Annotated in this window: 5 protein-coding genes; 4 read left to right on the top strand and 1 reads right to left on the bottom strand. The window is 46.3% G+C overall.

All coding sequences use genetic code 11. From position 1 onward, the window contains the following. Positions 1 to 256: 256 nt before the first annotated feature. Complete coding sequence (gene ftsH3 / locus QUA80_RS31910) at positions 257 to 2095, bottom strand: ATP-dependent zinc metalloprotease FtsH3 (protein ID WP_333428939.1); 1839 nt, start codon at positions 2093 to 2095, stop codon at positions 257 to 259. A gap of 394 nt (positions 2096 to 2489) precedes the next feature. On the opposite strand from ftsH3, the gene QUA80_RS31905 reads away from it, so the two are divergent. The 4 genes from QUA80_RS31905 (at position 2490) to QUA80_RS31890 (ending at position 11614) form a co-directional block, all read left to right on the top strand. Continuing rightward, a complete protein-coding gene (locus QUA80_RS31905) occupies positions 2490 to 5441 on the top strand; it encodes a glycosyltransferase (RefSeq protein ID WP_333428938.1) in 2952 nt (983 codons plus the stop codon). A gap of 128 nt (positions 5442 to 5569) precedes the next feature. Next, on the top strand, positions 5570 to 6898 hold the full coding sequence (locus tag QUA80_RS31900) for a glycosyltransferase family 1 protein (protein ID WP_333428937.1): 1329 nt from the start codon (positions 5570 to 5572) through the stop codon (positions 6896 to 6898). Between the two features lie 22 nt (positions 6899 to 6920). Next, positions 6921 to 11207, top strand: coding sequence for an O-linked N-acetylglucosamine transferase family protein (locus tag QUA80_RS31895; protein WP_333428936.1), 4287 nt, complete (start codon positions 6921 to 6923; stop codon positions 11205 to 11207). A gap of 110 nt (positions 11208 to 11317) precedes the next feature. Then, a complete protein-coding gene (locus QUA80_RS31890; protein ID WP_333428935.1) occupies positions 11318 to 11614 on the top strand; it encodes a tetratricopeptide repeat protein in 297 nt (98 codons plus the stop codon). Positions 11615 to 11660 lie beyond the last annotated feature (46 nt).

Below are 11660 nucleotides of genomic sequence, written 5' to 3'. Positions count from 1 at the left end.
CTTATTATCTCGGATGATTCACTTTTATCCCCTCCATCTGCCTATGTGCCAGTTGGGGGTGCGGAATGTGGGTTGAATGTCTGATTGCTCGGTCATTCTTTAGATTAAATCTAAAATCCAAAATTTAAAATCTAAAATCGATCGATCGCACTCATAAAAAAATCGGGGAGATTCCAGACAATCCCAGAATCACCCCCATTATCGATTTCAAACTTTAGATTCAATCTAAAATCCAAAATCCAAAATCCAAAATTGATTAGGCGATCGTCGCCATTTTCACATCGCTATTAGCTAACAAACTTTGCAATTCATCCGCATCCACAGTTTCCTTTTCAACTAGCAGATCTGCCAAAGCATTAAGGACGTGGCGGTTGCCGACGAGTACATCTTTAGCGCGGCGGTAAGCTTGCTCTACCAGCAAACGCACTTCATCGTCGATCGTCGCTGCGGTTTCTTCGGAAAAATCGCGTTCAGCCATGATATCGCGACCCATGAACATATTGCCTTGTTGGCGACCGAGAGCTACAGGGCCAAGCCGATCGCTCATTCCGAAGCGAGTCACCATTTGCCGCGCTACTCTTGCCACTTGCTGCAAGTCGTTCGACGCCCCAGTCGTCACCTCTTCTTCGCCGAAGACAATTTCTTCAGCAATGCGGCCGCCCAAAGCTACCGCCATTTGATTTTGCAAGTAAGACCGAGAATACAAGCCAGAATCCATCCGATCTTCGCTGGGTGTGAACCAAGTCAAACCGCCAGCGCGGCCGCGGGGGATAATGCTAATTTTCTGCACGGGGTCATAGTCGGGCATCAGCGCGCCGACTAAAGCGTGACCGGCTTCGTGGTAAGCTACTAAGGTTTTGCGCTTTTCGCTCATCACGCGGTCTTTCTTTTCCGGGCCTGCGAGCACGCGGTCGATCGCGTCGTTGACTTCATCCATCGAGACTTCGGTCAAGTTGCGGCGGGCGGCTAAAATTGCTGCTTCGTTGAGTAGGTTGGACAAATCCGCACCTGTGAAACCGGGTGTCCGGCGGGCGATTTTTTCCAAGTCCACGTCTTTCGACAAAGTTTTGCCGCGTGCGTGAACGTTGAGAATTTCTAGGCGGCCTGAGAAGTCGGGGCGATCGACTACAACTTGGCGATCGAAGCGACCCGGACGCAGCAGCGCCGCATCGAGTACATCGGGGCGGTTCGTGGCAGCAATCAAAATGATGCCAGTATTGCCCTCAAAGCCGTCCATTTCCGTCAGCAACTGGTTCAGGGTTTGTTCCCGTTCGTCGTTACCACCGCCCAAACCAGCGCCCCGCTGGCGGCCTACGGCGTCAATTTCATCGATAAATACGATACAAGGAGCGTTAGATTTAGCTTGTTCAAACAAGTCGCGGACGCGGGAAGCACCGACACCCACGAACATTTCCACAAATTCTGAACCGGAAATCGAGAAGAAGGGAACGCCTGCTTCTCCAGCCACTGCTTTTGCCAGCAGGGTTTTGCCTGTTCCGGGAGGGCCCACCAGCAGCACGCCTTTGGGGATTTTTGCTCCGACTGCGGTGAAGCGGTCTGCATTTTTCAGGAAGTCCACGACTTCTGCGAGCTCTAGCTTGGCTTGTTCGATGCCGGCCACGTCGCCGAAAGTCACCTGAGTTTGTGGCTCCATTTGGACTCTAGCTTTGGATTTGCCGAAGTTCATGGCTTGGTTGCCGGGCCCGTTTTGGGCGCGCCGCACCAGGAAAAACAGTCCCACCAAGAGCAAGATCGGGAAGAACAGGCTGCTGAGGGCTTTTACCCAGAAGCCTTCGTCGCTTTGGGGCAGAACTGAAATATCTACGTTATTTTTGGTCAGGATGTTGATCAGTTCTGGGTCGTTCGGCAGGTTGACGATGACCTTGTTGCCGTCCTGGGCTGTGACCAGGGCTTTGCTGCGGTCAGAACTGATATTTATTTTGTCTACTCTCTTGCCTTCGACTTCCTGAATGAATTGACTGTACTTCCAAACTTCGCGGCTTGGGGGCTGTTTGTCAAAAAAAGCCGTTGCTAAGGCAATGACTACAATAGCCAGCAGTGCGTACAGGCCAGCGTTTCTCCACCGTTTATTCACCGAGGTCGATCCTCCTAATTTTTAGTCCCTGTGATTTGGGAATTTTTATTTATGTTCATCAATCTTAACGTAATTGTAACTTGTTTTTGTGTGGTGAGGAATCCCGGCCCTGCTGTGGCGATCTGAGGTGAGGTCGTGGAAACCGAACTGCCCTGGGCGTCGTCAGGAAATGAAGGTGCTGTCTTAATCGTTGCATTTCCGCATACACTATAAAACATAATTTGTCAAGAGATTGTCGCTCGATCGACTGAGAAATTAACTTGTTCGCAGTTGCAGGCTTTTTGCACCACGCGGCATTGAAACGCAACTCCTGTTTTGACCGAAAATGTGACGTATAAATTAAGATGCACCGATCGCAATTCACCGCTCGCGAATAGCCCAAGGAAAACTCAAAATGTCAGATTCGCAAGATATTTTCATTTTCAACGGTCAACGGCTGGTCTACAACCGACTCAAGCACAACAACCATCCTCCCTCGGAGCGAGCGGTAGAAATACCCATAGCCTGCAACTTTCTTGCCGGATTGCAGGATAAAAGCAGACTGCTGGAAGTGGGTAACGTGCTGCAATATTACCCCGAACTGATCCCGACAGATATTGCCGAAATTCAAGCTAGAAGAATTATCGACAAATACGAAACTGCTGTGGGAGTAGACAAAATTGATTTAATGGATGTCGATCCAGAAGAGAAGTATAGCGGTATAATTTGCATCTCTACAGTAGAACACATAGGACAAGGCTCTGACCCGAGTCAAGCTTACGGTGAAGATCTGGAAAAATATGATTGGCAAGGGCCTTTAAAGGCGATCGCCAAAGTCTACGATTTGCTGTCAGATAACGGTAGAGCACTGATTACAGTACCCTTCGGCAGATTCCTCGAAAGGGGGTGGTACATCCAGTTCAGTCAAGAGTATTTGCACCTATTATTCGAGCGATACAATATTCCGAAAAATGCCGTTAGCACCAGTTATTTAAAATTAGTTAATGTTGACAAATCCCAGCCGCAGCCTTCTGTTTGGGTACAAGCAAATCCCGAAGAACTCGTCAGCGCACAATACAATTTACCTTTTAATTTTGCCAATGCGATCGCCGTCCTAGATATTACCAAAATTCCCGCAACTCGATCGGCATTGACTCAACCCCCAATCGGCGACAAGCAGCCGCAGGCCTTTAAAAGAGTCACAAGCAAACTATGCGTCAACCGCGATTTTCAGACAGATTACTATCAGCATTGGATAGACAAACTCAAAGCTCCCACAATGATTCACCGCAAATATTGGGAGTGGGTTGTCATGTCTCAAGCTTTGAACGAAAGAGGATTTCTCAAAGCCGGAAAAAAAGGCATGGGTTTTGCGGTTGGTAACGAACCGCTACCGTCAGCATTCGCTTCTTTAGGGTGCGAAATTGTCGCCACAGACCAAAGTTACGACATTCCCGAAGCCAAGGAAGACTGGGCGACAAGCGACCAACTTTGCCGCGGCAAACAAGCTCTTAACGAGAAAGAAATCTGTCCGCCAGAAACCTTTGACAAACTTGTCAGCTTCCGGGAAGTTGACATGAACAATATCCCTGAAGACTTAAAGCAAGGTGAGTTCGATTTTATTTGGTCTTCCTGTGCCTTTGAGCATATAGGATCGATCGAACACGGACTCAGATTTGTCAAAGAATCTCTGAAATGCTTAAAGCCCGGCGGTATGGCAATTCATACAACAGAGTTCAACTGTTCGTCAAATACAGGAACCGTAAACGCACACAATTTAGTCTTCTTCAGACACAGAGACATTGAGCGTTTAATCGGCGAACTAGCAGCCGAGGGATATCGCGTAGAACCTCCAGATTACTGGATGGGCGATAGCAAATACGATTTGACGCCGATGAAACAACCTCACAATCACCTCGCACCGCACCTAAAAATAGAATTGGGCGGTTACATTGCAACCTCCTTGCTTTTAATAATCCACAAACCGCAGGAAATATATGCAGAATCTTACCCGCCAGTCTATGCGGCTGGGGAAAAACAGCAGGAGTTTATCAAGATTTTTTATGACATATCCGTACTGGGATACGGACACTACGAGTCGCGTTCTCGAACCGGTGTTGCCCGAGTCATAGAGAATATCGCCTCGGGTTTAATTGCCTCGAAACAGTTCGATTTATCTTTTTGCGCGACTCATTCTTGGTACGCCGTGAAAACTGGCCTGGATTACTTGCAGACTCAGCCAAGTTTTCGGGGGATACCTTTGGCTCACTCCAGCTTTTTCATAAATTTTGAAAGCAAATTAATCGAGCTTTACAAGATGCTAGAAAACCGGGGAAAAATCTTCCCGGAACACAGCCAAGAACCCCAAGCCAAACTGTTAACAGACCACTTAAAAAAATACCTTTCAAATTCGATAGGCCTTTCAAAGCAGCGCAGCCATTTAATCGACCAGGAGAGCTTGAGCGAAGCCGATATTTTCCACGCGACCTTCTATCACATTCCGCACCAAGCACGCGAGTGTAAAAAGCTCAAAAAATTTGCCACTGTTTACGATTTGATTCCTATCGTATTGTCGCAGTTATTTATCGGTAAAAATGATGCCGACTACCAGAGAATGCAGGCATCTTTAAACAGCTTAACGGCAGAGGATTACATTCTCTGCATATCTCAAGCCACCAAAAACGATTTGCTAAATCACGTCAAACTCAACCCGGAAAGAGTGTTTGTAACTCATCTAGCGGCAAATACCGCTTTATTTTACCGCTGCAATGATGCGGAAAATATTGCATCGGTCAAGCATAAATACGGCATTCCCGACGCACCGTATATCTTGGGCGTCAGCACATTAGAACCTCGAAAAAACCTCGAACACGTCATCCGCTGCTTCGCTAAAGTCGTGCAGCAACAAGGTATCAAAGACCTCAACTTAGTTTTAGTCGGCGCTAAAGGTTGGGAGTACGAAAAAATCTTTCAAGAAATTGCTAACTTCGGTCTCTCAAAAGACCGTATCATTATAACTGGCTATGTAGCCGATGAAGATTTAGCCGCCATCTACAGCGGTGCGATGGTTTTTATTTACCCGTCGCTGTATGAAGGTTTCGGTTTGCCGCCTTTAGAAGCAATGCAGTGCGGGATTCCTGTCATCACCTCGAATAATTCATCGCTTCCGGAAGTAGTCGGCGATGCGGGAATTATGCTCAATGCGGCAGATGCTGACGGACTTTGCCACAGCATTCTCAAACTGTACAGTACACCTGCTTTGCGGCAAGAAATGTCTTTAAAGTCGCTAGCACAAGCGAAAAAGTTTAGCTGGGAAAGGTGCACTCAGGAGACAATTGCTGCTTACAAAAAAGCTTTGTCTGGTTGAGAAATCCCAGCAGGTTGACGGCGTAATTCCTGTCTGTCATTCGCAAGTGTTGCGAAGAATCTCAAACCCTTTTACCACCGCCCTTGAGTGCGTAAGTCCTGTAAGTGTACGAAGCGAGTTAACCGAGTATGTCAATTGCACGGGAGCATCAAATTAAAGTTATTTACGATATCTCTGTCCTCGGACAGGGACACCTGCACCAGCGCGCTAGAACCGGCATTTTTAGAGTTGTTGAAAGTATTGCTGAGAATTTGGCAAACTCGAAAGAATGCGATTTGTTATTTTGTGTCAGTCAGTATTTGCATTTGTTGGATGCGAGTTTCGATTATCTGGAAACCAATCCAAAATTAGCGGGTATTCCACTGCTGCATTCGAGCTTTGCCAGGGTTTTTTACAGGCAGCTACTCGATGTTTACAATATGCTGGGTCTTCAAATTCAAGCAAATGATGCGGGCAATGCTGTCGCGGAAAAAGCTGTTTTTGACCATTTGAAGAACAATTTACAAAATGCCGTTCAAATCATGGGCGGTTCCTTTGTTCCGGTAGATGCTAATAATTTAGATTCAGCAGATATTTTTCACTCGCCCTACGATGAAATCCCTGTTTCGGCAAAGCAAACAAGTAAAGCTCAGATTTTTTTGACTATCTATGACTTGATTCCTGTTTTGTACCCGCAGTTTCTGCTGAGCGAGCAAATCCCTTTACTTTACAAAAAAACCTTAGCCAGCATCTCTCAAAAGGATTGGGTAATTTGCATATCGCATTCAACTAAGAATGATCTTTGCAACTATCTAAAAATTGACGAATCGAGAGTTGTTGTCACTCACTTAGCTGCGGAACCGAGTGTATTTTATCCTTGTCGCGATGCTGCAAAGATTGCCTCGATTCGCAGCAAATACGGGATTCCTGATGCGGGTTACATTTTGAGTTTGGGTACGCTAGAACCTCGGAAAAATATAGACCACGCTATCCGCTGTTTTGCTCAACTGATTCAGGAACAAAAAATCAAAGATTTGTATCTGGTGTTAGTGGGGACTCCGGGGTGGAAATACGACAAAATTATGGCAGAAGTTTCCAAGCAGGGTTTATTGAAAGAGCGGATAATTTTTACTGGATACGTGCCGGAATCTGATTTGGCAGCTCTTTACAGCGGTGCTTTAGCTTTTGTATATCCTTCTTTTTACGAAGGTTTTGGTTTGCCGCCTCTGGAAGCGATGCAGTGCGGAGTACCGGTGATTACCTCAAATACATCTTCGCTGCCAGAAGTAGTTGGGGAAGCGGGAATTATGGTAGATCCAAAAGATGCGGACGGACTTTGTGATAGTATGCTGGAAATCTACAACAAATCATCGCTGCGAGAAAGTATGTCTTTAAAATCCTTGGCACAAGCTAAACTTTTTAGCTGGCAAAGGTGCACTGACGAAACTATCGCTGCTTATCGAACTGCTTTATCGTAATTTTACAGGAAATTCACCAATCATGAAAATAGTTATTGACGGCATATTTTTTCAAATCCAGCAAAAAAGCGGGATTGCTCGCGTTTGGCAGTCTTTGATGGAAGAATGGGTAAAAAGCGGTTTTGCTGAGAATATAGTAATGCTGGATCGCGCAGGCACAGTACCGAAGATTGCCGGCATTCAATATCGCTCGATTCCGGTTTACGATTACAACAAAACTGATGCTGACAGACAAATGTTGCAGCAAATGTGCGATCGAGAAAATGCAGATTTATTTGTTTCTACCTACTATACAACACCGATTTCGACGCGATCGGCATTTGTCGCCTACGATATGATACCCGAAGTTACCGGAGGCGACCTCAATAATCCCATGTGGCGAGAAAAACATCATGCTATCCGCCAAGCATCTTCCTACATCGCCATTTCCCAAAACACGGCCCGCGACTTAGTAAAGTTTTTCCCCGAAATATCTCCCGCATCAATTACTGTCGCTCACTGCGGCATTCAAAAACATTTTTATCCTTCTAGTCTACCAGAAATAGAAGCATTTAAAACTGCACACCGGATTGGAAAACCCTACTTTTTAATAGTGGGAGAAAGATTGGGATTCAACGGTTATAAAAATACGATCGCTTTTTTTCAAGCTTTATCGAAACTCAGCAGCAAGTCGGGATTTGATGTTGTTTGTACTAGCGGTCAACCTTCGCTAGAACCTACATTACAACCGTACACTGCTGGTGTAAACGTCCACCTGCTGTATTTGGGCGACGATGAATTAAGAGCGGCTTACTCGGGTGCGATCGCCCTGATATTTCCATCGAGGTATGAAGGTTTCGGACTGCCAATATTGGAAGCAATGACTTGCGGTTGTCCCGCCGTCACTTGTCCCAATAGCTCGATTCCAGAAGTAGCAGGCGAAGCAGCACTATATGTAGGTGAAAATGATGTTAATGCACTGGCAAATGCGTTGCTGGACGTACAGAAGCCAGATATTCGCAACTCGTTAATTGCTGCCGGACTTGGACAATCCCGCAAATTTACTTGGTCAAAGATGGCAAAAACAGTTAGTTCAGCGTTGATTCAAGCCTGCGGCAGCCAACAGCAAATCCCGGCTAAATCGCCGGAATCTCGAATCTTATTGTCAAGCGTTATCGAGGAATACAAAAAAAATCCGACCGATTTATCCGCACTAGCAAATGTCCGCCAAGCTCGAAAACAAATTGCTGCTATCTGGCTTAATTTACCAGCAGAACAAGTTGCAAGTGCCTTTGCAGGCGATGCAGGCAAACAGCACCAAGCGCTGCTTGCTAGCGAGATTAGAGATGAAGCGCTAACCGATACAGAAGAGACTTTGGTGAGCGAATTAGCCGCCAATGTGGCGAAAGGATTTAACGAGCCAAAAGCCATCAATTACCTGCTCGCAGCCATGCTGTACCGTCGGGCCCACCAATTGCCGGTCAAGTACGATCGCGCTACAGTGCCTAATTGGTTCGCCAACGAATATATCAAATTCATGTTTACTTGTCCGAACATATTTCAAACCCGAGGAGAAGCAGAGAGTTACTATCAATTTACCCAAGGATGGATTGATTACTTACATACTAATTTGTTTAAGAATGCAGATTCGCCACTTTGGCAGAATATTGCTTTGTTGTTCGCGCAAATTGCTAACTTTATCCCGCTTTATTTTACCACGGCAAACCTGCGCGATATTTACACCAAACGGGCGGAAATTATCGAGTTTGCACTCAAAAATCGCGGCTGTTCAATTGATTGTATCTTCCCGGCGCGATCGCCAAATCGGACAAAAATCCGCCTCGGCATCATCAGCGACCATTTCGCGCCGCAAACCGAAACCTTCGCTACCATCCCGGTTTTCGAGCATTTAAACCGCAACGAGTTCGAGATTTACCTGTACGCGCTCAACACCAGCGGCCACCAATTAGAACAATACTGTCAAAGTCGCGCTGACAAACTGGTTGCACTTCCAAAAGACTTTGCATCGCAAGTGCAAACAATCCGCGCCGACGACTTAGATATCCTATTTTTCGGTACGAATTTAACAGCTATCAACAAACCAGTTGGATCGCTAGCAATGCACCGTTTAGCCCGGGTACAAACTACATCTTTTTGTTCCCCGACAACTACCGGCATCCGCCACATGGATTACTACATCGCAGGTCAATTTACCGCACCGGATGCTAGTTATGAAGAACAATATCGCGAACAGTTGGCTGTTCTCCAAGGCAGCGGTTTTTGTTTCAAATACCCAACAGAATCGGAAGTAGCTACAGTCAAACCTACCCGCCAAAGTCTGGGAATTTCCGACAATACAACCGTTTTTATCTCCGGCGCCAACTTCTACAAAATTCTGCCGGAGTTGAGGGAGAGTTGGGTAAAAATTCTAGCTGCTGTACCCGATTCAATCTTGATTTTATATCCCTTCGGCCCCGCTTGGACTCGCACCTATCCTGCCACACCTTTTGTCAACAATCTGAATGCTGTCTGCGCTAAATACGGCGTGAATAACAACCGCTTGCGGTTCGTAAAACAACTGCCAAGCCGCGCGGATGTCAAAGAATTTTTGCAGCTAGCAGATGTTTATCTCGATTCCTATCCTTACGCTGGGGCAACATCGTTAATCGATCCTTTGCAAGTAGGATTGCCGGTGGTGGTTGTAGAAGGAAATGCTTTGCGGTTCCGCCAAGGTTCGGCGATGCTGCGGGAACTGCAAATGTCTGATTTAATTGCGTATGACGAAGCATCTTACATTCAGCTAGCTGTTACCCTCGGCACTAACCAGCAATTGCGGCAGCAAAAACGGCAGCAAATTCAGGAAAAAATGCAAGGCAATCCGCGCTGTTTTGACAGTGTTGCATACTCTGGGGCGATCGGCAAATTATTCCAAGAACTCTTTGGCAAATGGCAAACCAGCCACCTGGAAGTATCCCGCAGCTTACAAGATACAACTCCCGAACCGATAGATTTTTTCGATCGCCTCTCGAATGCCGTCAAGCTTTACCAAAGAAACTCATCAAACATCTCAGCAATATCTGAACTGCGTCAAATCCGGAAACAAATCGCTGATTTTTGGCTGAACATTCCCGCCGAAAACCTAGAAACTTCCTACAAAACCGACCCCGGCAAAAGCTATCAAATAATGCTTTCCAGTGGCTTCCAACGTCAACCGATGATGGAAAGCGAACAAATATTTTTGCGCCAATTAACGCAGATTAGCAAAGGATTAGTTCACCCCAAAGCTGTCAACGCCTTGCTGGCGGCAATGCTGTATTTCCCACCGGGAACCATGCGAATTCCCGACGCTCGCAACCGTTTGCCGCACTGGTTAATTGGCGATTACGAACAATTTTTTGAGACTGATGCCACCGTCAAGTCTGAGTCAAGTTCTGACTTGCTAGCTCAATACATTCAATCCCCGCAATTTGCGAATCAACTGTTAGGATGCGTCAATCTTTACCGCATCGATCCGTCTGACGAATCGGTAGTTTTGGAACTCCGGCAAATCCGAAAGCAACTGGCTGATTTTTGGCTGACTGTTCCCTCCGAACAATTGAAAACTGTTTACAAAGGAGAAGTTCGCAAGGGATATCAAGCACTACTTAGCTGCGGCTTGCAAGCAGAAGCAATGACTGAAGCCGAACAAAACTTTTTGCAGCAATTGACCGAAATTAGCAAAGGGTTGGTGCATCCTCAAGCTATCAATGGTCTGCTGGGGGCGATGCTGTATTTTGTGCCGGGAAAAATGCGGGTTCCCGATGCTCGCACCCGCTTGCCGCAGTGGTTGCTAGAAGATTACGAAAAGGTGTTTGAGAACGCATTGGAGTCAACAGAACCAACACTTATCAAACAAGATTATCTGCCGCAGTTTCTCAATCAATTAACTGCTGCTGTTAATCTCTATGAAATTGACCCGACTGCTGAATTGGTAATAGCAGATTTGCGCCAAATTCGCAAGCAAATTGCCGATTTGTGGCTGAGCGTTTCCGGCGAACAAGTAGAAGTTTTGTACCGGAGCGATTTTGGCAAGGGTTACAAAGCAATGCTGGGCAGCGGGTTTATTAACGAGGCACTGAATGAGAGCGATCGCGAGTTTTTTAACTCGTTGGTTGTTGAGTTGAGTAAAGGGTTTGGAGCGCCTAAAGCTGTGAATAATTTATTGGCGGCGATGCTGTATTGTCGCCCTGGACAGTTGCGGGTTCAAGATGCGAATACTTGTTTGCCTCCGTGGTTGTTGGCGGATTACGAGCAGTTGGTTGGGGGTGCGGTTAAGGTGGCTGTTGGGTGAAAAAGTGCGTGAAGCGTAGCTATCCCGTAGGGAATCGCGCTGCTGTTTACATCGGTAGTATTGACTGGTATATTTTCTAAAATTACTACCGAAGTTTCCATTTTTTACAGATGAACAGCACCAGCGATCGAGACTCCTATTCTAACAGCAATTCGGATGCAGCAGCGATCGCCCGCAAGGATATTTCAGCGCTCAACCGCCAAGCTGCTGTATATTTTACTCAGGGGAAGTTTGCAGAAGCGATCGCACTTTGCCATCAAGCCATCATCATCAAACCGGATTGCGCTGTAGCCTACGATATTCTGGGTGCTGCTCTCATGTCACAGAAAAAATCAGCTCCCGCTATTCGCTCGTTTTCTCAAGCCCTAGCAATCAATCCTAATACCATTTTTCTAAAGATGTGCTAGAGATAAAGAATGTAAGATCCAAGACCATCCTGTGAGAAAACCAATG

The sequence above is a fragment of the Microcoleus sp. F4-D5 genome (assembly GCF_036704885.1).
Classification (GTDB): domain Bacteria; phylum Cyanobacteriota; class Cyanobacteriia; order Cyanobacteriales; family Microcoleaceae; genus Microcoleus.
This window is presented reverse-complemented; position numbering and strand designations above follow the sequence as displayed.

Excerpts from the sequence above, each read along its gene's own strand:
- QUA80_RS31900 (WP_333428937.1), top strand. The coding sequence starts at position 5,570 with ATGTCAATTGCACGGGAGCATCAAATTAAAGTTATTTACGATATCTCT.
- QUA80_RS31895 (WP_333428936.1), top strand. The coding sequence starts at position 6,921 with ATGAAAATAGTTATTGACGGCATATTTTTTCAAATCCAGCAAAAAAGC.
- QUA80_RS31890 (WP_333428935.1), top strand. The coding sequence starts at position 11,318 with ATGAACAGCACCAGCGATCGAGACTCCTATTCTAACAGCAATTCGGAT.
- QUA80_RS31905 (WP_333428938.1), top strand. The coding sequence starts at position 2,490 with ATGTCAGATTCGCAAGATATTTTCATTTTCAACGGTCAACGGCTGGTC.